Annotated in this window: 12 protein-coding genes; 4 read left to right on the top strand and 8 right to left on the bottom strand. The window is 40.8% G+C overall.

Features of this window, described 5'->3' with window-relative positions:
• Positions 1 to 140: 140 nt before the first annotated feature.
• The 4 genes from KO525_RS13715 (at position 141) to KO525_RS13700 (ending at position 10,425) form a co-directional block, all read left to right on the top strand.
• The gene (locus tag KO525_RS13715; protein ID WP_215964399.1) at positions 141 to 2,240 is read left to right on the top strand and encodes a DUF5011 domain-containing protein; all 2,100 of its coding nucleotides are present in this window, start codon (positions 141 to 143) and stop codon (positions 2,238 to 2,240) included.
• Between the two features lie 394 nt (positions 2,241 to 2,634).
• On the top strand, positions 2,635 to 5,994 hold the full coding sequence (locus KO525_RS13710; protein WP_215964398.1) for a TonB-dependent receptor: 3,360 nt from the start codon (positions 2,635 to 2,637) through the stop codon (positions 5,992 to 5,994).
• Between the two features lie 218 nt (positions 5,995 to 6,212).
• Positions 6,213 to 7,511, top strand: a complete 1,299-nt coding sequence (locus KO525_RS13705; protein ID WP_215964397.1) for a tetratricopeptide repeat protein — start codon at positions 6,213 to 6,215, stop codon at positions 7,509 to 7,511.
• A gap of 328 nt (positions 7,512 to 7,839) precedes the next feature.
• Positions 7,840 to 10,425: an immunoglobulin domain-containing protein gene (locus tag KO525_RS13700; RefSeq protein ID WP_215964396.1), complete on the top strand. Its 2,586-nt coding sequence runs from the start codon at positions 7,840 to 7,842 to the stop codon at positions 10,423 to 10,425.
• Between the two features lie 374 nt (positions 10,426 to 10,799).
• Here the strand turns inward: KO525_RS13700 and KO525_RS13695 are convergent, their stop codons facing one another.
• The 8 genes from KO525_RS13695 to KO525_RS13660 all read right to left on the bottom strand — a co-directional run bounded on the left by KO525_RS13695 (position 10,800) and on the right by KO525_RS13660 (position 23,809).
• On the bottom strand, positions 10,800 to 11,390 hold the full coding sequence (locus KO525_RS13695; RefSeq protein ID WP_215964395.1) for a hypothetical protein: 591 nt from the start codon (positions 11,388 to 11,390) through the stop codon (positions 10,800 to 10,802).
• A gap of 69 nt (positions 11,391 to 11,459) precedes the next feature.
• Positions 11,460 to 13,286: a BACON domain-containing protein gene (locus KO525_RS13690; protein ID WP_215964394.1), complete on the bottom strand. Its 1,827-nt coding sequence runs from the start codon at positions 13,284 to 13,286 to the stop codon at positions 11,460 to 11,462.
• Between the two features lie 380 nt (positions 13,287 to 13,666).
• Complete coding sequence (locus tag KO525_RS13685) at positions 13,667 to 14,230, bottom strand: hypothetical protein (RefSeq protein WP_215964393.1); 564 nt, start codon at positions 14,228 to 14,230, stop codon at positions 13,667 to 13,669.
• On the bottom strand, positions 14,231 to 17,287 hold the full coding sequence (locus KO525_RS13680; protein WP_215964392.1) for a glycoside hydrolase family 2 TIM barrel-domain containing protein: 3,057 nt from the start codon (positions 17,285 to 17,287) through the stop codon (positions 14,231 to 14,233).
• Positions 17,288 to 17,576: 289 nt separating this feature from the next.
• A complete protein-coding gene (locus tag KO525_RS13675) occupies positions 17,577 to 19,049 on the bottom strand; it encodes an arylsulfatase (RefSeq protein WP_215964391.1) in 1,473 nt (490 codons plus the stop codon).
• Positions 19,050 to 19,335: 286 nt separating this feature from the next.
• Entirely contained in the window at positions 19,336 to 20,313 is a 978-nt protein-coding gene (locus KO525_RS13670; RefSeq protein ID WP_215964390.1) for a family 43 glycosylhydrolase, read from the bottom strand.
• A 21-nt stretch (positions 20,314 to 20,334) separates the two neighbouring features.
• On the bottom strand, positions 20,335 to 21,843 hold the full coding sequence (locus KO525_RS13665) for a sulfatase (protein WP_215964389.1): 1,509 nt from the start codon (positions 21,841 to 21,843) through the stop codon (positions 20,335 to 20,337).
• Between the two features lies 1 nt (position 21,844).
• Entirely contained in the window at positions 21,845 to 23,809 is a 1,965-nt protein-coding gene (locus KO525_RS13660; protein WP_215964388.1) for a glycoside hydrolase family 97 protein, read from the bottom strand.
• Positions 23,810 to 24,452: the final 643 nt, after the last annotated feature.

Below are 24,452 nucleotides of genomic sequence, written 5' to 3'. Positions count from 1 at the left end.
TAAAATCAAAGCCCACACACAAACTTTTTATCTGTAAAAATACATTAAAATTGTTTTTTTATAGATTATTTTTACGGTTTTATCAGTTGAGCTTGTTTTTATTCATGCTTCGATAACAATAATAAAATATAGGATATTGTATGATGAACAAATTCAAACTTCTCGCAATAAGTTGTTTTATCACGATACCACTTACAGGGTGTGGTTCGGATGATGAAACAAAAGTGTTTCAACCAGAAGGTGCAGTCGATTATTCAGCTCCGGAAATTTCAATTACTGGCGGTGATGAAATTGAAGTTACCATTTTTGATACTTATACCGACGCAGGCGCAACTGCAGTCGACAATGTTGACGGCGATGTTACCAGCGCAATCACCTCAGTAAGTACCGTTGATACCTCAGTTGTTGGTGTTTACACCGTAACGTATACCGTTAGCGATTCAGTCGGTAACGAGGCCGTTGCAGTCAGAACCGTAACCGTTCCAGACACAGTTTTGCCAATTCTTACCTTAAATGGTACCGACATGACAATTGGTCAAGATACAAACTATACGGATGAAGGCGCGACCGCGACAGACAATGTTGATGGCGACATAAGCTCTGCAATCACAGTGGTAAATACAGTTGATACAAGTACTGTAGGCGTCTATACAGTGACTTATAACGTAACAGACGCTGCTGGCAATGTAGCAACAGAAATTACAAGAACCGTTACCGTTGAGGAAGCTGTTCCGGACGATATCGCTCCAGTAATTGCGATTGCAGAAGCTGACGTTACAATACACCAAGGTACGACGTTTACTGATTCAGGTGTAACAGCAACAGACAATGTTGATGAAGAAGCCGCAATTACAAGTGCTATTGTGACTACAGGTACGGTAGATACTAACGTTATTGGCGTTTATACCTTAACTTATAATGTTACCGATGTGGCCGGCAATGAAGCTGACGAAGTTAAAAAAACCGTGCGCGTTATCCCAGTTATTGACGGTGTTGATATCGTAGCTGACGTATTCCCAAAACAAGAAGCGCAACACGTTGATTTTGGTAGCTCGATTGATGGTGTTGTAGGTCAAATGTTTGCAACGGGCCAAGGTATAAAACTTGTTACCCACATGGTAAACAAGATGCGCATGGAGTTTATTCGTATCCCAGTGCACGCTACTCTTCCTCTAACAGATCCAGTGTATGAGCAAATTAAAGAAGTTGCGGTTTATGCCAAAGAACAAGGCATGAGCATTATGGCTGTTGTATCTCAAAAAACCGGCGCTTGGTCTGAAATTAATACGTCACTTGAAGGCGAAGCAAAATATACTGCAATTGCAAAATGCGGTGATACTTGCCCAGACAACATTTATGGTTTGGACTTAAATGACTATGCAACTTACTTAGATACCCTGTTAACCGATTTAGAAACAGCCGGGGCAAAAGTTGATTATTTAGCACCGTTTAGTCAAGACGACGTAAGTGCTTCTGATTATCAAGCCTTATGGACTGCAATGTCTAGTGATGATGACGGTACGCTTAAGCGTGTTGGACCTGAATCAGGTTATATAACTGACGCAGACGAGATATACACTGCGCTTGCTGCTGAGTTAGATGTTGCCGCGGCAAACTTTGATGACGAAGATACACTAACTTCTAGAGAACAAAGTGCACATTGGGACGCTATGTATACAGCGGCTACAAACGACAGTGCGCCACTTTGGTTTACTGAATCTTCTAAATGGATTGATGGTGGCGCCAATGCTAACGAAAAGCTCGTATCTGGTATAGGCAGCCTTCTAGCGGCAATTAATGCTGGTGTAGAGCGAATTATATTTGAACGCCATGCCGCAATATTTGGTTGGTTTAATGGTGGTAATACTGATGCAAAATTCCACGCCATGAATAATTTCTCTTTAAGTACAGCTGGTAATGTTGTGGACTCTGAAGTTTATAGCCAAGATATCAGAGGCACGAGCTTTAGAGATGGTGACACTTTATATGTAATGTTCACCAATGTTAGTGGTGAATCCCAACATGTAGCGGTGCGTTTACAGGACGGTGAAACAACAACTGTCACCGATGTAGCAGCGACTGATGACGTATTTACAATTCAAACGTTTGGCGTCGGTGGCACCAATAAAACTCCGGCTAACATTTCGGTTAATGATGATAAAAACATCATTCAAGCGACAATATTATCTGGACAGTATGTCCGCTTTACAATTCCACTAACGCCTAGCACAGACGGTTAGTGGTTCGTTGATTAAGATGAAAGTGAATACACTTAAACTTAATGCCAACAATTAAAGCAACAAACATGAAAGGCCATTTACACCGAGTGTAGGTGGCCTTTGTATATATACCTAATTAAAACTGTACCGTTCTATACCGCTGTCGATATAATTCAAGTGGTTAATCGACACCGTGTTACACGCTGATATAAAACAACTTTAATGCATTATGTAAATAACAAAGCTTTTTGATGAATTATTTACGGGTTTTTAATTTTGATTTGTTTATATATAGAACGACAAGAGTGACGTTACAAATTACTGCGTTGCACTTTCAGTTAATCCAAAATAATAAATTGCGACATTAGCCAATTAAATAAAAATACTAGTGAGCAAAATAACAACGGAGTCAACAATGAAAAAGCCTTGGAAAACTTTACCAACGATAGTGGCCGTTTCGGTTCTGGCAGCGATTTATCCAGCCTATGGTCAAGCAGCTGAACAACAAGACGCAGAAGCTGAAGTTGAAGTTGCTAAAAAGTCGAAAAAAGCCAAAAAACTTGAGGACGAAATTGAGGTCATCGAAGTCACAGGACTTAGATCGAGCTTATTAAGAGCAAGCGAATTAAAACGAAGTGCAAACAGTGTAATTGATGTTATCAGCGCCGAAGACGTAGGTAACTTCCCCGATGAAAACGTTGTTGAATCATTACAACGTGTAACGGGTGTTCAGGTCCTGTTTGGCGAAAATGGTAGTGCTGGTGCTTTCCAGGTACGTGGTGTAAGCCAAAACCGCATCGAACTTAACGGCCGAAGTGTTGCCGGTGGTGAAGGTACTGCCCCTTCTCGAGACGTTAACCTTGCTGATTTTCCATCTGAACTTATTGACTCATTAGAAGTAATCAAATCACCAACAGCCGCGTTAACAGAAGGCTCGTTGGGTGCGACAATCAACTTAAAAACGAAGCGCCCTCTTAGCGTTAAAAATAGCTTTTTAAACGTTAATGCTAAAGCCAAATATGGTGATGAAGTTGACGAAGTTTATCCAAATATAAATATTATCGGAACACATAGCTGGCGCGACACTAGTTTCGGTGACTTTGGTATGCTTATTAATTTAACGCATAATGACAACCACAGTGGTGGTGATGTTGTTGGGCTTGCCAGTTGGGGAAACAATTGCCCAATGTACAGTACTGACAACAATGGTTTAACAACCAACCAACAAGGTCTATGTGGTGAGGATGACGCGACAGTATACCGCCCTAATAGCTATGTACTGATTGACCGTAATAATCAAAATAGAAAAAATGCGATTGCAGCGACGTTTCAATGGGCACCAAACGATAGCTCATCTTATACATTAGATATCGTTCACAACGATACATTGAGCCACGGTACATCAGACGTATTCCAAATTACTTCTCAAACAAACTGGATATTACCAGCAGAAGAACTTGGCGAAGACGGTACCTTATATGCGTTCAGCAATGTTGAAACAGGTACAGCAGTAACACGTACAGATAATATGGGCCGAGTTATCGACACCGTTTATCCAGTAACCGCATTTGACAGCTCAATTGGTAATTTAAACCGAAGTACAGCCCAAGCGAACCACAACACCACGACTCAAACTACAATTGCTTTAAAAGGTAAATGGGATTTTGATACGTTAGGTATCCAAGCTGAAGTTGCACACTCGAAGTCAGATCACGAACGTCATTATATCGCCGTTGGTTACAATGGTTATTATGGTAACCCTACGACTCAAAATGATCACCGTTTACGCGTTGATGACCCAAGCTTAATAGGTACCGACATGGCAACCGCTATTCGTCAAACTGGTACTGACTTGAGTGTTGATTTAACGGACCCTAGAACGGTTGGTATTTCTTTAGCAAATGGTATGGATCCGAATGACTTACGCTCATGGCGTGTTACTAACTTCCGTGATGATGGCTGGATACGTGAACCTACCACATCTGCTGCAAAAATCGATTTTGACTATTTTGTTGACTATGGCGTACTTGAGTCAATTGAATTTGGTGGCCGTTTTGCCCGTGACGTAATGGAAAACGCAAGTCGTTTCCGCTTCGTTTGTAACCCACGTTGGGCTTACAACGCAGATGGACCACATGCGAACAGTTATGATGAAACAATTCATGATGCGTGTGAAGAGCCAATCTCTGCGGTTGAATTAGCAGAACGTTATCCTGGCATTAACGGAACACATGACGGTTTTTATAGTGAAGCCGGTAATGTGCCAACTTGGACCGTTTTCGACCTAGACATGTATCGTGATAATCGTAGTTTATGGAATGAAATTTCTGGCTTTAACGACAAAGGTTACGAAGAAAGCCCAGGTGAAAACTATACGATGACAGAAGACACCACTGCGTTATACGTAATGGGTAATTTCAACGGTGATGTATCTAGCTCAGTCACATTCCGCGGTAATATCGGTGTACGTGCAGTAAGAACAAAGGTAAGTTCTGAAACTTACAATGCCCTTGATGCCGAAGGTAATCCAGCAAAAGTAGAGTTGGAAAATACCTACGACAACTATCTACCTAGCATGAATATCGCCTTCGCACATGAAGATTATGGTTTAGTGCGCTTAGCCGCCGCAAGAACCATGGTTAGACCTGCGTTAGGAAAACTATTACCAGTAGCACAGTTAAACAACTTCCAAGGTTGTGCGGTTTTTGACCCACAAGACCCGTTTGGAGTTTATAACTATGGTGTTCCAAACCCGAATCTAACTCAAGCTGAACAAGAGCTTCAAATTGCGCAGCAATATGCAATACAAAACAACTACAACGGTACCGTTGACAGTTGTCCAGGTATCCGCTCTGGTAGCACTAACATTGGTAATATCGAACTAACAGCACAAACGTCTGATAATGTAGATTTAAGCTTTGAGCGTTATTGGGGCAAAGGCAACATGGCGAGCTTAGCGTTCTTCTATCGCAACGTACAAGCTGACTTAGTTACAAAACGTGGTATTTTAGCGGTTCCTGCAACACCAGGAAGTGAAGTTATTGGCCAAGATGGTAATGGCGGCTACTTGTTAGGTGAAGACTTATCAACACAACCTGGTTTTGAATTATGGCGTATACGCAGTGCGTTTAATGGTGAAGGTACAACACGTAAAGGTATCGAGTTAGGTTATACTCAGTGGTTAGACTTTTTACCAGGTGCGTGGAGTGGTTTAGGCTTCTCTTTAAACTACACATATACTGAAGGAACTCGTCCAGCGCCGACATTTATCGACTCTGCAACTGAAGAAGAGCTTGATTTATCGACCATGCAGGGCATTCCAGTCAACCTTGTTGGCCAAGAAATTCCAACTGACTTTGTCGGTCAACGTGATATTTTTGACCAGCTAGCTGCACTAGGTGACGATGGCCCACTTCCAAATGGATTTGAGTTATTAGACCATACGGTTCTGCTACCGATTTCAAACATGTCGGAGCACTCAGGAAACATATCAATATTTTACGACAAAGGCCCATTAAATATGCGTTTAGCGGGTAACTATCGTAGTGAATATTACAATGCCGGTGAACTAAATTGGCCTAAGTACTTTGATGATGTAGTCCGTGCTGACTTCTCGTCATCTTATAAGATTACAAAAAATCTTAAGGTTCAATTTAACATCAACAATCTACTTAAGACTGTTTCACATAGCTACAATATCGATCCGCAACTTACGAATCGTTCGAGCTACAGTGACCGCACATTTACGCTTGGTATGAGTTACCGCTTCCAGTAAGCATTAATAATAAGGCAAGCATTTAATGCTTGCCTTTTTTTTGTTTAATCGAGACTGTGTTTGTTAATTCTCTATACCTTTCACTCGTAATCTAGAAGCAAATGACCTCCTCTTAGGTTCCTTATATAGATGACGAAAGGTACCAACAAGTTACTTCAACTTTACTGTTGTTACGTTGAATATTGACAAGCTAGCTCATTCTTAATAAAGAGTTAGAAATGACTATTTCAAAAATAAAAACACCACTATATAAAGCGCTGACCATCGGCCTTTTTTTAGGTTTCAGCGGTTTTTCTACTGCCGATGACAAACAAGATTTCCAACAAGCTTTTACCAATTTTTCTAATTTTGCCAAAGCTGGCGACCTGCAAGCGAGTTTGCCCCACGGTAAAAAAGTTTATGAGCTTAGTAAGGTTTTGTACGACGCGCAAAGCCCGAGTCGCATTGCTGCTGCAGAAAACTACGCTTTTGTCCTCAAACAACTTGGCAAAGACAAAGACGCAGAAAACGTTTATATCGACTTAATTCAGCTTAAAGAAAATAAATTTGGTAAACACGCTAAAGAGCTTATTTTACCGTTATCTGATGTTGCAGGTTTGGCGTTAGATAAAGAAAAAACGGCTGACTATCAAACTCGTTATGAAAAGCTATACCTGCGACACAATAGTACTCAATTTGTACCACAGCTATTATCAAAAGGTTTACCATCAGCGCCATTGGCAGAAAAAGTACGAGAGAAAATGAGCCAAAGTTTTGGCTCTGAAATAAAAATCGTGGAGTCACCACACTGGACTCTTGTTGCTGTAGGCAAGTCTAAAAAATTCGCTAAAAACGCCTCTAAAATTTTAGAAAACAGCTATGAGTCGCTGCTTAGCTTTAGCATTGCGATTGATATGGCTCCTGCAAAACTTGAGGAAAAAATGACGGCGGTTTATTTTGAATCACCAAAGCAACAGCAACTGTTTATGCAAAAATCTCGCTGGGCAAGAAACAAGATTGCCATTTTGGTTTTGAAGCAAAATGGTAAGAACTTTCCTGGTACGGCAATAGCGCGCAATGGAACTCGACTAGCAGGCTTTATTACCGGTTTAGAGAAACGGGTTAAAGGTAAACCTACATGGGCTTATCGAGGCTTATATAGCAGTTTCCAGTTCGGCAAGGGAAACCAAGAATATGGTCCACATACCAATAACTACAATCGACAACAGGTGAAAAAAATCGAAACTATTTTGAGCCGAGAAGATGCACCTAATGTTCACAAAATCGTGTCGTATACTGGCTCAAGTTTACCTTGGTTGGAAAAATCTCAATTGGAAACCTATTATCCGTTTTTAATCCGTTATTTATATCAATATTATCCTAACCAACTCGCCGCGTATTTAACTGAAATTTCGTCGAAAAATTCAAAGTCGTCTGGCCCTTCATTAAGAGCCACATTTGAAGACGCTTTTGGTGATATTTCGGCTCATGAGGCACCATTTAAGCAGTACTTACAAACGCTCGTTAATGAACTTTAACCACATCAATTTCTTTAACGATTAGACATAAAGCTCGGAATATAGGACCACTTAGTCTTTTATTCCGAGTTTATGCCATTTCCAATATCACCTAAGTTTCACCGCTTGCTTCGCGTTAATCTAGCGCGGAGTCTAATGAGCGCCCAGCAATCCTAAATGCCTTAATTTTAATCACGATAATTAGCATATATCTGCCATTTTTTTATGGTTTCGACGTCGCAAGTTTGTTTACTAATTGTCCAAAATCGAACTCAAAACAAGTGCACTTCATATCGCCTGCACTGAATAAAAAAACAAAAACAAAAACAAAAACAAAAAAGGCTACTACATGAACCTATTACAAAAACTAACAGGGATGCTTTTGATATTATTTTTAATATCCTGCGGCGGAGAAGATTCATCAACAAAACAAAATGAACAAAACAATACCGAGACCGGAGGATCTAATACCGGTGGCGGCTCAGAGAATGGCGGCACAAGCGAAACCAAAAGGATTTTGGTGGATGTCACCAATATCAATCAAACCATTTCTATGATGGGAGGTGACATGGAGCGCAGTCATAGAAACTTCGGACAAGTCGACAATCAACAAGAAGTTATTCGTTGGGTCGCAAAAGACATAAAATTTGATACGTGGCGTGTCGCTTACGATAAACACCAAGAAATGACTGAGGGCGTTAAAGATTTTTCAATTTACGATAATGCCGTCAAAGCAATGCAATTGATAAAATTGGAAAACCCCAATATAAAGTTTTTTGCCACACTGGAGTCAGATTACCACGGCTATAGCCAGGGGAATCGGAATAATCTACCAACTTGGATTTACGATTATGCCTACCTAGATTCAGAAAATACCGGAAGCCGTTCATTTGACGCTGTGAAGTATGGCCTTTTTCTCGCCGATTATGTTGAATATATGTCGCAATCTGGCGTGCCAGTAAGCTATATAGCAACATCAAAAGAATATGTAGGGGTGATTACCGTTGATCGTGCAAAAGTGGCGATAGAGACGTTGCAGGATGCCTTAACCGCTAGAAATATTGCCATGCCACTCATAATCGATGCTGGTACTTGGTCGTTAAGCAATGGCATTAAACTCATTGGTAACTACCAAGCAAAAGGTATTAACCAATATGTTGCAGGGTACAGTTCACATAATTACTGGTCAGGGGAAACAAAAAGTTGGGGTGATTTTATACAAGCCGCCAACGACGCTGGAAAATTTGCCTATAACGAAGAATCAGGTCATGGCGGTGGTGGACAGACAATATATGAATCTGATTTTAACTATGCACTAGGCACCTATGCGGCAAAAACCGAGATGTATAGCGCGGGCCTGCAAGGCGAAGCCATTTTTGAATTATGGCCTCGTGGTTATAATGAGATCCAAACGAACAAATATTTTGCAAAACCGATCTTTTTTAACAAAGGCACCGACGGCCGAAGAATGCGCTCTTATTACCTGATGAAACATTTTGCAAACAATGCTGTCGACAGTAAGTATGTTTCTACGTTAACCACCAACCTTGATTCCTTAAGCACGATGGCGTTTATAAAAGGTGATAGTTTGGCCCTATGGGTTATCAACAACCAAAACGACGCTCAAGACGAAGTTGAATTTGTTATTGACCAACTCAATTTGAAAACAGGTATGACGGTTCAACACAGGGTTTGGCAAGAATCTACAGCGATTGAAGGCCTAGCATCGACAATCGAGCTACAACAAGACGGTAAATTCACGGCAGATATCGACCTGAACAGCCTCAACCTATTTATCATTAAGCCGCAATACCCTCTTACTCAGTTTGTCAAAACTGACGACAGTGAATTTACTGAGATGAATAACCAAGCGGTCGCTGTTATTGAAGCGGGGGATTCCGTTGAGTTTGAACCCAAATCGACTGCAACGGGCACATGGCATTGGAATGGTCCAAATATCTTCAGCGCCGATCAAGCTCATATTCAACTGTCTAATATTACGCCTGAGATGGCGGGTTATTATCAGGCAACTTTTAGTGACAGCGATGGCAATACTAGCGCAATCACTACTGAATTGGCTGTAGATTGTAAAGTCGATCCTGAACTCAGTTTTGAGTATCAAATAAACCAAGAAAGCCGGGTCGACAGCCAAACAAGCATCTATTTAAATACAGGGGATAAACTGAATATAACTCCACTTTCTCAAACATCGGGGGACTGGCATTGGACAGGACCGGGTTACATTGATGCAACACAGGATTACTTAGCAATTGCAACGGCGAAATTAAAACACGCTGGGCAATATACCGCTCACTTCACGAGCGACGCTGGGTGCCGTGCCAAACTAGAGTTTGATGTGAATATAGCCTGTAGTGACACGCCAACAATTGAACCTAAAATGTTCATTGCAGGAAAGTGGCAATCGACCTACGAACTTGAATATAGAAACGGTGATACCTTTCAAATTGGCCCAACGTCACCAGATGTTGGTCGTTGGCAGTGGACTGGTCCTAATGACTTTAAAGCCATAGAAGTTCGTCAATTGTCATTCGCTGATGCAAGTGAAGCACAGCAAGGACAATACACGGCGACGTTAACTACGCCATTAGGATGCAGTAGCAGCGCAGTTTTTGAAACAAAGCTTGTTGAAGGAGAATGCACGCCATCGACTGTAACGCCTTATATAAGGGTAAACGAAGGGACTTGGCAAAAAGTCACCTCGGTAACGGTCAAAGTAGGCGATACGATTGATTTAGGGCCACAACCCCACAGTGGCACTTGGTCTTGGTCTGGACCAAAAGGGTTTAGTAGCTCAGAACGCCAGATCCAAATATCAAATCTACAGTTAGACCAAGCAGGGACTTATACGGCGACCTATACGCCCGCAAACGGTTGCCCTGGCACAGCCGAATTTGTAATAGAAATATCCCAATAACGGGTCAAAGGCAACATTAACCAATGTGTTCGTGTTGCCGCCTCCCCACTGTCTAATTTACCAATGATTTACAAACACACTTCCTGAACAATCAATGCTCGACGCAAATTAGTCAACGCAGAACCTGCAAAAAAAACCTTTATAACAACCTTTATAACAACGTTTATAAAAACGGACCTTATGCCAATTCAGTAAAACCGTGGAAACTTTCAAGTCGTTTAAGATCCAATAGTAAACCTAGCTTGACGACAGTTTTAGGACATACTTTTGATGCTGGCGAGATATCGCGTTTGATTAAAATGAATAGACGTTAACAAATATGAGTTCAAGGTTAGGGGCAAGACACTGCTTCTAAGTTACAGTGCCTAGTTTTGTCAATAACGCGCACGCACTATACGTACACCAAATAGGCACAATATCAGCAAGCCAGTTAATGATCCGCCGGAGCTGTTGTCGGTATCAGGTAAAGATTCAACTTTGTCATTCACAACGAAGCTGACATTGGCGTCAATTGATTCATAAGTAAGATCAGTAAAAAATACACCAGACAACTCACCGTCGTTACCAAGCAAAGATAATGTAACCTTTCCTGTGCTATGGGCATAAAATTTCAGTGTCGCCAGCAGGGTATTTTGCTCATTAACTCGCTCAGGGCTGATAACTAAGTTATCTACCGTAGCGTATTCTTCAATACGAGAAAATCTCGGTTCGGTCAACTCATCCCCAGTAAATTCAAGTTGCTGCAATGCAGCGTCGTTATAATCAAATGCAAATGAAGAAATGGATTTATGTTCAGTATTTTCTAAAATAACATTTACTAAAAAGTAATCTCCGACCTGTATATCATCCGATAATACATCCAATGTTACGCTAGCTTGGGCAGCAGGTATTAAGCTCATGCAGATTATGATAAAGCGACAACAAGCCTGCTTTAGACGGCTACCTACGAGTGTTGTATGTGTCATGAAGACAACCTTTTTTTTAATTTTAAAAGCGCCGCCATTATGTATTCTCACCTAGCGACAACTTTTTAATTATTGTTGTAAGAAAATTGCGTAGAGTTGGCTGTAATCCCGCTTTGTGATCTTGCCATCAACATCGAGATCAGCACTTAGCAGGTAGTTTTTGTCGGTATTACTCAGGCCATAAACCGCTCTAAAAGATTCAAGATCCGCAGCATTAACAACACCGTCTAGATTCACATCCCCCTCACCTTGGCCATACCCGCCGGATTGAACCACAAGCAAAGGCACGTCGTTAACATAAATAGTGGCGGCACGTTCAACATTCGACATATTTTCAATCGCGTTAAATGTAATGGTTGTTGATGCATCGCCACTTTGTTGATCTACTGTTAGCCAGTTAGGGAGTTGAGTAATGACCCACGGTTGATTGGCCGTGACATCTAAGTTAAACGACTGCTCTGTTGCCGTGATTTCGTTTTGATTTAACGACAGATTAATTGTCGCATTACCACCAATTCTGAACTTATAGATGACTAAACTCGAAGGAGCGACATTTACTGAAAAAGAATTACTTGAGGTTTTTGTTATACCACTAACAACGCCCATTTTAGGTGTGTCCTCGCTCCAGGTTTGAGCGACTATTGTATTACTGGTAATAACTTTATCATTAAGCGTAATTGGCAAGTTGGTAAACGCATTTGTTGTAGACGCATTAATCACATAAGCGGTGATATATTCATCGTCAGAAAACGCCATCACTTTAATGTCAGACAATTCTTGCGGTGTTGTGTGAGCGATATAATGTTTGTTATACACACCATCAATAAACGCTTTTATTAACCAATAACCACGGAGGCGATTGCCCTTTTGTCCTTTGGTAAAATAAACGGCGCGCGTTTCTTTGGTGATCCCTCTTGACCAAATTTCAAAGAACAACTCGCCCCGTAATCCAGCCCGATATGATTCTGTTTTACCCGTATAGATATTGATGACTCCACCTATCGTAGGTTCTTCGCCCCACAAAGGCCCGCCACCAGCGGCATTGGATTCTTCATTATATACCGGTTTATTAATCGCAGACGCGGCAGTAATTAAATCCAACCAATTCGCTTCTGTCGGCTTGTCATAAGTGTGTGCCGAAAAGCCAGAGTAATTTGCCTGATAGCCATTATTGCTGACATCCACCACAAAATTTTTGGCTTGTTTTACCCCCCACGCCGCAGGGCCATTAAATTCAGGAACCGGTACACCTTTGTAGGCTTCCGTTGCTAACAGCTGTTTCAACTGATTAATCGTGTTGTATTCATTCCGTGCCGGCATTACCTGCATCCATTCTTTAGATACCGATATAATGTCAATTTTAACGCCACTTTCATGCATAAGTTTTAAGTAGTCGGCGAGAAAGCCCGCATATTTGTCGGCTTTAAAAAGTGTTGAATTATAGCTCCCACCGTTATAACCATTCCCAGTATAAATCCAGTCCGGCATATTGTTATTTTTGCCGTAACCGTCATAGTCGGTTTTTAATGTCGCCCAAAATTTTACGTCTGGATTCACCGCTTTAATTTTTTGCATCACTTCAATTTGTTTGCTGTAAAAACCAAAATTGGGAGCGCCTTCAATCAATTCTTGTTTTTTATCAAACACCACCCTCATATAAGGCATCACCATGTCTGAAAAATACCAATCGATGATTTCGTCTGGGTTGCTAGCTTGTAACAAAAAATTTGCCGAGCGTTCCATGTCTCCACCGACAATATCAATTTTTTGCTTTAACTCACCCGCATGCAATTCAATAGCTGATTGCGCATGCAGACTATAAAAACTTAGCGCGCCAATTAAAATAACGGCAATGTTAGAAAGTCCCTTTTTTAAAACGCCTTGCTTGATATTCATAATTATAAATTCGCTTTTGAAGTTGCCACTGAAAGTTTTGTTATCAAAACTATTTTAATTGAGTCGCTCTACCAATAATTTCGAGTGGTCGTTTATCCACGGTTAGATATAAAGTAAACAAGTCTGTCGCGCCAAACCCTCAAAAATTAATCAAATTGAAGGAACTAATATTTAAGAAAATTAATAGTAAAAGAAAGCACTTATACCAATCACTGAACTGGATCAGGTGTTGCTTGATATTTATATGTTCTGGAATGACAGTTTTAGATTACAAATCAAAGTTATGTGATCACTTAGCTAAAAGATAGAAAAAATACGGAAGAATATTGGCGTTGAAAAACAAAGCCCAACAGGAAGTTGGGCGATATTAAAGCTTGTCATCAGCCCGAAATAATTAGCGCTTTTAGGTTAGGTGCACTATTTCCTTTACTCACTAATTTAATGGTATTAATGCCACTATTCACCTTAACGATTACCTGGGCTTTTTCCCATTTGTAATGCCAACTGCCCGTATTTGAAAAACGAACTAAGGTTACAATTTCATCATTGATGTAAAGATCCATATTTCGTTGTTTTTTGGGGTCATTTAAAGCGTATAAGAACCTCAAGTCATAGTGACCAGTTTCACCAACATTTTTTAACTTCCATGTTACTGAGCCTTCTCTTCCTTTAAAGTCCACATGTTGAGCTGTTTTGAGCGCCCCCACAACATCTGCGTTATTTGCCAACAGTTTAAATTGACCGGGAGCAACGGTAGCAATTTCGCCATTGTCGCTCTTAGGTCCCTTTGCATCGTCAGTTAACTTGCAACCTGTAGCAAAGATAACAATCATGGTTATTACAAAAACTTTAACCAATTTCGACATCAACCTGAGCTTGTGAGCCAAAGACTTGTAATTTAAAGGCTTACTCAAAACAACGTTTGAGTAGTCTGCAAAATCCATTTATTCGTCATCCTTTGCCGTAATACTTAGTGACTTAATATTAGGGCCACTGCTACCCGTTGTTTTTAATTCAATGTAATTAGCTCCGGCACCAAGTGGTGCGTCAACCGTGACTGTTGCCCACTTGCCTTGCCATTTCCCTGTTTTAGGAAATTTCAGCTTCGCAATCTTTTTACCATTTACGATAAGTAACATCTCGCGGTCGCTTTCTTTATCATTTGATGCGTATTCGATGGCCAATTCATTCATACCGTATTCGCCGTCGTTTTCCTGATACCAAGTAATAGAACCTTCACTGGCTTGAAAATCAACGTGAGTAGCACGTTTTGCAGCTCCTTTAAGTAATGCATCTTTAGCAGGCATCGCACGTGAATTTTCGACTTGTGCGCTGGAGCCCGTTTTTCCCCAATACAAACCTGAACCATCTGCAAACGCTTCTTTCATCGTAAATAATGCTTTACCGTCAATATAAACAACCGCTTGAACTAACGTGTTTGGTTTTACTTTAAATGCGCCTGAATATTTTTGACTGCGCTTTGACGGTATAGAACCGTCAGTTGTGTAAAACACGTCAATGCTAACTTTAGCCGCCTTGCCTTTGATATTTAGTGTGGCCACATCAATGTTAATTAAGTCTGATGAATATAACTGCTTATCTCCGATAATCGCGGCACTGATCATAGACACATTAGTTGCACCGTTATCAATATCAATAAACGCTCGAGTCGCTCCCATAAAAGCTTTACGATTATCTACGCCGACATTTTTTGACGTATCAACTGGATCACCGTTTTCTAGTGAACGGATCTCGGCGTCTCCCACTAAATGGAAGTAAACCTTGTTTTCGCCATATGGATAGAAGGTTCCTTTTTCATCTAGCAGTTCAGCGGTGATTATTGCGCTGCCTGTTTCAGGTTGAACAAAGCGGTCTTCAAGTGTTAGTTGTAAACGGCTTGGGGCGTTTGCTGTAACCTGCTGAGTGCTTGCTTTGACTTGACCATCAACTAAACAATTAGCGCTTAGTGTGCCTTCTTGCCAAGGTACCATCCACTCGGCTTGCATTTCGTCCCATTTAGTTCCTAACGAATCACGACCTAACGATTTTCCGTTAATAAATAGCTCAACTTCTTCACAGTTAGAATAAGCCCAAACAGGGATCTTCGTTGCTGCTGCCATTCGCGGATGAGTCCAATGCGGTAATAAATGTACAAAAGGTTCGTCGGTCCATTGGCTCTTGTAGAAATAGAACAGATCTTTTTCAAATCCGGCTACGTCTAACGCGCCACCCATAAATAAACGGAACGGCCAGCCACCGTGGACATAACCCGCTTCACCATAATAGTCAAAACCAGTCCAACGGAAATGTCCGCTAAACCAAGGTAAATCGCGCATTAACTCCCAGTTTTTACGGGCTGATATTCTTACCGTTGCGTTGTCATATGACGAATTAAAATGCTGCTTTGGGTTTCTCCATGTACTTGGATCTGCCCATTCGTAAGTGAAGATTTCTTCCTCGGCTAAATCAGGTAACGGGAAAATGCCTTGTCGTTTCGAATGATTGCCGTCTCGTAACCACGTTTGAGAGCGGTAATATCCGCGTGTTTGCCAAGTGTGTGGTGCTTCAGTCGCAATAAAAGGTAGATCCGGTCGTGAATTTTCGAAAAATTGTGTTTTTTCACTGCCGCCGTTTACTCCAAACACGTCCATTTTACTTGACGCACTGTGGCCTGAAGTCACAGGGCGAGTTGGATCGAGTTTGTGCATTTCGTTTACTAATTTCTCAGCAATTTCATCGCCTCGAGTTTCATTACCTACGCTGTAAAGGATAATCGATGGGTGGTTTCTGTTACGACTAACCCATTCTGTTAGATCTGTTTTCCAATCGTCTTTAAACGCCTGCTGACCATAGTCAAACGGTGCCTTTTTACTCCAGCCATCGAACACTTCATCCATGACCAAGATGCCCATTTCATCACACAATTCATAAAAAATTGGTGGATATGGATTGTGGGCTGTACGGATTGCATTGACGCCCATTTCTTTAAATAATGCTAACTTCCAACGCAACAATGGCTTAGTCCAAGCGCCACCTACCGGGCCACCTTCCCAATGCTCACTCACGCCTTTAAGTTTGGTCACCTTGTCGTTTAACCAAAACCCGGTTTTTGTATCCCATTTAATCGTGCGAATACCAAATCGAGTATCCACCGTGTCATAAACTTTATCGGAGCTACGAATGGTTGTACTCAAGGTATAAAGATTAGGCGTTTCTGTGTCCCATAACTTTGGTTTATATAAAGTTAACTGTGACGTTGTTGAACAGTTTTCTGAAGTACAAGCTGGTAATGGATTATTCTCAACTAATACTGGCTTGCCCGTTTGGTCGACAATTTTAGACTCAACATACAAAGATTCATTTCGGGTATTAGCGTATTCCAGTTTTACCGTCGCTTGTGCTGACTTATCTTTGTTTAACGACGTGGTGACATAGACACCATTATTTTGAACATAAGATTGAGCATCCATTACTGTTAGGGAGACAGGTGCATAGATACCTGCTGGGTGATACCAACGAGCAGAAGGCTCTTTCAAGTTGTCAACGCGCACGGCAATATGGTTAGTGCCCGCTGTTAAATATTGACCAATGTCGTATTGAAACGAAATATAGCCATAGGCTTTTTTACCAAGATAGTGACCGTTTATCCAAACTTCACTGTTCATGTAAACGCCTTCGAAATCAATCACAACACGCTTATCTAACCAGGATTTACTGACGTCGAATGATTGACGATACCAACCTAAACCACCGTCAAAATAACCGCCTTTGTCACCTTGTTGGCCGTCAATACTGATCCCTTTATTAAATGCCCAGTCGTGTGGCACATTTACTGTCTTCCAATCCCTATCGTCAAACGTTGGTGATGTTGCAGCGTCACTGCCGGATAAAGAAAATTTCCAGTTTTGGTTTAAATCAATATGTAAACGTGCTGCATTAATGTGTGAAGAAATAATCGCTAAAACAAATAATACGAAGCGATATTTAGTAAATAAATTCATTATGGAAGACCCTTTTAATAACTACCCATATTAGACAAAAGTCGACGCTAAAAAACGTAAAATTTGTTAAACAAAAATAAAGATAAGCTATTTAGTGAATACCAAATAGTGTTAAAAAAGGGACTTTATAGTGTCTAATAAGACACAAAAATACAGTAATGGGGCGTATTATGAAATGTTATTGATTGTTAAAAATAGAGTGACACTGAATAATTCAGTACCACTCTTTAAGCGTAGAGGTAATGAGTGCAGAAATAAACCTGACCTATATTATCATCACGATATGAACCTAACTGCTCTGCTGTTTAATTTTAGCTAACAGGGTCAACATCTCTGTTACCTTTGCTGGATATTTATCGTAAACATTATTTGATTCTGAAGGATCAGAGTCCAAATTATATAATTGCACCTGCGGCATATCTGTATATTGACTCAACTTCCCTTTATTAAACCCACCTGAATGTGGCGCATCGATTAACTTCCAAGCCCCTAGACGGATTGAAAACGTGCCATCTACCGAATGTGTAATGGTTGTTTGTCTAGGAGGTATGTTGGCATTTTGCTGCGTCAACACAGGCAATATGTTAACACTATCTTCACCGGCGTTTGCTGGTAACGTTGTATTTGTAATCGCTGCGGCCGTCGCCATCAAATCAGTCAGAGATATCAGTTCATCAGACACTTGATTGCTAGGGATTTTATTAGGCCATTTGGCAATAAATGGAACACGATGGCCACCTTCATAAATGTCGCCCTTATGGCCGCGGTAATTTAAATTAGCACGGTGTCCATGTTCGTCGATGTCACGCTGATACCAATGTGAAGCGTTGTCGCTGGTGAATATAATAAGTGTATTCTTAGTTAAACCCGCTTTTTCCGTTGCTCTTACGATTTGGCCCACAACACTATCGACTTGGACCATGAAGTCACCATAAGCGCCGGCTTGGCTTTTTCCTTTAAATTCAGCGGTTGGTAACCATGGTTGGTGCGGTGCAGGTAACGGCAAATATAGAAAAAATGGCTTTTTGCTATTTTTTTGTTCAACAATATAGTCTTCTGCTCGTTTAACTATGTTTGGTAACACCTCGATATGCTTAAAGTCTTTAGCGATTTCGCCGCCACGCCAAAACTCTTCACCACCACCAACACCGCGCGGAAGGCCATGTTTGCCGGTTTTTAATGTTGCAGGCTGAACCAACTTGTCGTTTTCAAAATAAACATAAGGGTCCATGTCTAATGACGCAGGGATCCCGTAGTAATAATCAAAGCCGTTATCAATTGGCCCAGGTGTTAATGGTTTACTATAATCTGTTTTTTTACCACTGCCCAAACCAATATGCCATTTACCGATACCAGCCGTGTTATAGCCGCTCGATTTTAATACCGATGCTACGGTTTCACGACCATCTTCAATTAAGGCTGTTCCATAACCAAATAAAACCCCTTTTTTAAGACGACTGCGCCAAGAATAGCGACCGGTTAATACACTATACCGAGTTGGTGTACAAACCGACGAAGGAGAATGCGCGTCGGTAAACCTAATCCCTTGCGCTGCCAGTTCATCCAAATTTGGCGTTGGGATCTTTGACTGCGGGTTATAACTTGAGACATCTCCAACTCCGGCGTCATCCGCGAGGATATATATGATATTCGGAAATTCCGCCTTATCGGGATCTTCCTGAGTATTTGTTTCTTGAGTGTTTGAACAGGACGCTAAAAATGCGATCCCAAATAACATAGATAAACTTCTTAATGATTTCATATCAATTGATTTCCAACCGTCATTTGAACATTTTGCATCGAATGAACTAAAGTGAGGCTTACAGCGCTCCACTACAAATTGTATTTTTAAATATAAAATACAGGTTATGAGATCATTGATTTAATGTCAACAAATTTAAGTTTACTGCTAGGAATTGAATATGTCAGTCAGTGGATGTTTGATGAAAATAAAGTGGTATGTGACCTGTGTCAGGCGCTGTTTTGAATAATTATGAGACGGTAAAATTATAAGCATGCCGAGGCTGTCGGCATGCTTATACAGTCTATCAATTTTGAATGATATCGAATCGATGAATGAAAGGTAATTGCTTTTTAGCTTTACCAATTTCAACACCCCATTGAGGCAAGCCACCTTTATTACTGTCGGTAAATGCCTCAGGTCGATAACCACCGGCAGCCCATGGATAACCGATGACGTCGGAGACACGAGTGAAATTAATACCATCTTCAGCAAACATTATTGAATGCTGGATATTGGCAGGCGCTCGATCTCCTATCATTGCCGCAACACCATTACCTTGTGGCCAAACAAAGACTTCATGATTGCCAGGGATGACTGGCGTATTTGAAACCTTGATATATGGGCCTTGTGGTTTATCCGCTATGGCTAACCCCATTTGTGTTTCTTTTGGGCTTTTCCCTAACTGACGGCCTTTATAATACAGCCAATATTTTCCATCTTTAACGAGTAGGCTTGCATCGTCAATCAAATGACTATCGAAATCACTCTTGGTGTCGCTATTTTTTAAGATTGGTTGATTGGAAACACGCTCCCAAGGACCATATGGCGAGTCGGATACCGCCAAGCCAATCTTTGAATCAGGACTAAATGGGCGTTTATAAGGTTTAGACGTACCGGTATAAAAAAGCCAGTACTTACCTTCTGCAACAAGGATATTGGGCGTGAATACGCTTTCACCTTCCCAGCTTCCTTTTTTCCCTTTTGCTAATGCTTCGCCCTGCTCAACCCAATTATGACCATCAAGGGACGTAGCGTACCAAACGGTTGCATCATATCCAGTGGAAATCTTTCCCTTTGAATACCAAACGTAGTAAATGTTATCAACCTTGATAACATCACTTGGATCACGTCGCATTACCCCAGCTTCAACGCCAATTCCAGTTAACGCTGAGTGTGTGACTGTTACCTTTTGTGGCAGAGCAACATCCGTTGTACTGCAAGCTTGTAATGCCAAAGCGCCTACTAATGTGACTGAAGCTATCGCTGCTGATAGTAATTTCATTATTAAATATCTCGCTTTTCTTTAACCAACTGGTTTCCAAGGTTCACCAAACTGTGGTTTGTTCGGGTTACTTCTCAAAAACTCTGCGTCTTGATCTTTGTACCACTGATGTAATACTTTACGAAGCTCTTCAACCTTTTCGGGATAATTCTTCGCCAAATCACGGTTTTCGCCAATATCTTCGGCTAAGTTAAATAGTTGCACTTGGCCATCCTCAAAGCGCTCCAATAATTTCCACTTTCCTAAACGAACAGCAGCTCCAGGGAAACCACCTTGGTTTGAGTAATGCGGGTAATGGAAAAATAACGGTCTGTTTTCAAGGCCATTTTCCAATGCCAAAATAGGTTTTAAGCTTTCACCGTCCGACTTTGGAAGCTTGTCTTCATCGATACCTAACATTGCGTAAATCGTTGCCGAGATATCCATCATCGTAACTGGAACGTTACTGGTTTTACCGTTAGATGCACTGCCTGGGACTCGAATTACAAATGGGACTCGTATACCGCCTTCATATAACCAACCTTTTCCGCCATTTAGTGGCAAGTTAGATGTTGGTCTACCTTCAGATGTAGACAAGCCACCATTGTCTGAAAGTAAGATGACAATCGTGTCGTCCTGTAAATTCTGTTTGTCTAGTTCGTTAACGATACGTCCAATATTCTCATCGACTTTTTCAACCATAGAGGCGTATGTTGGATGTGTTTGAGACACGCGATTTAATCTGGCTTTTTTATTAGGCCAAATTTGTTCGATTTCTGCAAATTCAGATTTTGGATCAGTGCCAGCAAATTTGGCTTCATATTTTTCAACCAAGTCTTTAGGCGCTGCTAATTTAGTATGAACCGAATAATACGACATCAACATAAAAAATGGCTTGTCGGTCTGCGCGTAATTACCGAGTAGGTTAATTGCTTCTGATGTTAAACGATCTGTTAGATATTCACCTTTTGGTCCGCTTTCTAAACGCGGGTTTATATATGGTGAAAAATATCCGCCCATTGGGCTACCAGCAACATGACCGCCAACATTAACGTCAAATCCATAATACTCAGGCCACTCTTGCTCTGTTTGTCCTAAATGCCACTTGCCAAGAAATGCTGTATCGTAACCTTCTTTATTTAACACATTGGCAATGGTGTCATGGTTTTCCGGTAGACTTTCATTAAATGGTGCAGGTTTAAATTTGCCTTCTCTAATTTTATTTTTCTTAAGTCTATTTCGAAAGAAGTCAGTTGTTCCCATTCTAGTGGGGTGCAAACCCGTTATCAAAGCCGCTCGGGTTGGACTGCAAATCGGGCTCGCAGCGTAACCATCGGTAAACTTCATACCTTCAGCGGCTAATTTATCCATATTTGGCGTTGAATAATTAGTTTTTGGGTTGTATGTAGCAACATCTGCCCAGCCGAGATCATCAACTAAAATTATCAATACGTTAGGCTTTTTAACTGGTTCAGGCTCTGAAAGGGATGTGCAACCCATCATAAAGGTGGTGGCACAGGCCAAGATACTTAGACTAAGTTTTAATTTCATTTTATTTTCCTTTTTTAATCGGCTTTAACCAAATCGCTTGACCACCGCCTGGCGCTAAGTGCATTTTTAACACATCACTTTGAGTTACTTCACGCGTAATAACTTCATAAGCCTCACGATTAGTTATGTAATGGGTATTGGGCGCATCTGCATAAATTTTGGCTAAATAAGTTTGATTTGGTTTTAAAAAGTTTAATTTAAGTGGCAAGGTTCCACCGGCTTCATTAATCGCCGCACCAATAAACCACTCTTCACCCGTTCTTCTTGCAGTAACTATGTGCTCATTAATATCACTTGATAACACCATTGATTCGTCCCAAGTAGCAGGCATGTTTTCTAAAAATTCAAACAAGTCCTTTTTTCCTAAATACTCTTCAGGGGCATCTGGAAAGATGATCAATCCGGAAAAAATAATTAAAGAACGCGCTACTTCACTTGCAACTGTGGAATAAACCTCTTCTCTAACATAATCTCGGCTTTGTTTTAGGCCATCTAGCTTAAAGAAACCATTGGACATATCTAACGGTCCAGCAAGTGCATTTATATGTGCCATCTCAACAAAACCTGAGGGTTTATAAGTATACAAACCATCCGTTTGTGCATGAACTGCTTCTCTGGTTACCCAGTTTGGCCATGTTCGTCTCATACCACTTGGAATTACCGGGCTATCGTGAAAATTGATTAATAATTTATGCTTGGCAGCAAGTTCAACAATTTTGAGGGTTTTAATTACCTTATCTTTTCCACCCAGCTTCATAAAGCCATATTTAACGCCTGCGGCTCCCCAACTTGCCCATGTTTCAAATAGCTCATCCAAATCATGATTTACACTTGCCTTATCATTGAGATACAAAATAAAGCCAATGCCTTTCTCATTCGCTTGGTTGATCAGTGCTTTGATATTTAATCCATCAATTTCAGTAAACGGGTCAGACTTGGCGTTATGTTCTGGCCCATACCAATTGGCGTCGATCATCACATATTGCATGTTATTGTTTGAGGCAAAATCAATCATTCGTCTTAGTGATTCATTATCTAAGGCATATGTGTGATCTTCATATTGCTCACCACGTACACGCCAGTCCCAAAAAGATTTACCCGTTTTGATCCAAGACGTATCTTCAATTTGGTTTGGTGGCGACAGACTTATCAACACTTGTGACGTAAGTAGGCTTCCTACAGTTTTACCAAGCTGCAATACGCGCCATGACGTGGTCGATGATGTATCACTAGCTACCAGAGGGGCGCTCGCAACAACAACTTTTGCGGAATCAGATACTGTTTTAAGCTTAATCATACCAGTATCGACACGACCAGCCTCTTGAAACGCTATTGCTGGCATTTGGCTGCTAGTAAACGCAATAGGGATTGCCAAATTCTCATTACTGCTACGCAAAAGACTCGCGGTTTGTTTCGTAGGCTTCATGCCATTATTACTCCATGCCTTTGCGTCATGGGCTAAAGTAAATTCTGTTACTTCTTTAAACGTTTTAGTTGTTGATTGGGCTTTGGCTTGTAACACATGTCTTAAAGCTACGGCATCGTTGAAAACCCTAACCTCTAGGTGACTGATTACACTTTGAGTTTGTTTATCGATAAGTTTAAATCGAGCTTCGTTGTATCGACTTTTTAGGTCTTCAAACTGGCCCCAAGTTAATGCCGCTGTTTCATCGACAGAACGTTCAGAAAGCAACACTAGATCGTGTTCAGTTGCGACAGTACCAGGTGAGACCAAATCTATATCCGACGGTAAGACAACTGATTTATCGTCGAAAAACACACTGAACTGCGGTGATGTTGTTGACTCCCACGACAAGTTAAGTGTAATAAGACCATCAGGCGATGTTAACGTATGTTGTTCCGTTTTAAATAGATTATCACTACTTTTACAAGCAAATAATACAAACGTTACACCAGTTGCGACAATCAACTTTGAAATGAATTTTGATTTACCAAGAAATAACAAAGCTGTTTACCCCTTTATCTGTTTAACTTGAAAAATATAAAACAATGCAAGGACCTAAAAACCATAAAAATTTATACAACATTGAAAGAAAAATAACAGGATAAATTAAGTGGATTAAGTTAGATGCCATCCCAGAAAATAGAATAGCTAAAAGCTAGCAGAGTGCAGAGGAAGTTATAAAATCAGCAACACTGACCCTACTGGTCTTAATTCGCTTTAAATTAGCGCATAAGTTCAGAACAAAAAAACGTACTCTGCATATTGAAGGAGATCTCAAATATCGCTTCGCGATTTTGAGATGACGAGTTTTTCTTGCAGTAAACGTCATTCCATAGCTTGTAATATTAGTCCAGCAACAGCGATATTTGGAACCTCAAACCAAATGAAGAGGAAGTTCTAAATTCGCTTTAAATTAGCTCATGATTTCAGGACAAAAAACGTCATTCCAAAAGAGCCACAGCGATATTTGGAACCTCCAACCGAGTGCAGAGGAATAGCATGTTTCACCTTGCAGCCAGCTCATAAGTTCAGAATAAAAAACGTCATTCCAAAAGAGCCTTAGCGATATTTGGAACCTCCATCCGAGTGCAGAGGAAGTTCTAAATTCGCTTTAAATTAGCTCATACCATTTCATTTTAAATTG

It is taken from the genome of Psychrosphaera sp. B3R10, assembly GCF_018861025.1.
GTDB lineage: Bacteria > Pseudomonadota > Gammaproteobacteria > Enterobacterales > Alteromonadaceae > Psychrosphaera > Psychrosphaera algicola.
The sequence above is the reverse complement of the archived record's forward strand: the minus strand, read 5'-3'. Positions and strand labels throughout refer to the sequence as shown.

Coding starts and splice junctions, on each gene's coding strand:
- KO525_RS13675 (WP_215964391.1), bottom strand. CDS start 19,049: ATGAAATCATTAAGAAGTTTATCTATGTTATTTGGGATCGCATTTTTA.
- KO525_RS13695 (WP_215964395.1), bottom strand. CDS start 11,390: ATGACACATACAACACTCGTAGGTAGCCGTCTAAAGCAGGCTTGTTGT.
- KO525_RS13705 (WP_215964397.1), top strand. CDS start 6,213: ATGACTATTTCAAAAATAAAAACACCACTATATAAAGCGCTGACCATC.
- KO525_RS13670 (WP_215964390.1), bottom strand. CDS start 20,313: ATGAAATTACTATCAGCAGCGATAGCTTCAGTCACATTAGTAGGCGCT.
- KO525_RS13700 (WP_215964396.1), top strand. CDS start 7,840: ATGAACCTATTACAAAAACTAACAGGGATGCTTTTGATATTATTTTTA.
- KO525_RS13685 (WP_215964393.1), bottom strand. CDS start 14,230: ATGGATTTTGCAGACTACTCAAACGTTGTTTTGAGTAAGCCTTTAAAT.
- KO525_RS13715 (WP_215964399.1), top strand. CDS start 141: ATGATGAACAAATTCAAACTTCTCGCAATAAGTTGTTTTATCACGATA.
- KO525_RS13690 (WP_215964394.1), bottom strand. CDS start 13,286: ATGAATATCAAGCAAGGCGTTTTAAAAAAGGGACTTTCTAACATTGCC.
- KO525_RS13665 (WP_215964389.1), bottom strand. CDS start 21,843: ATGAAATTAAAACTTAGTCTAAGTATCTTGGCCTGTGCCACCACCTTT.
- KO525_RS13710 (WP_215964398.1), top strand. CDS start 2,635: ATGAAAAAGCCTTGGAAAACTTTACCAACGATAGTGGCCGTTTCGGTT.
- KO525_RS13680 (WP_215964392.1), bottom strand. CDS start 17,287: ATGAATTTATTTACTAAATATCGCTTCGTATTATTTGTTTTAGCGATT.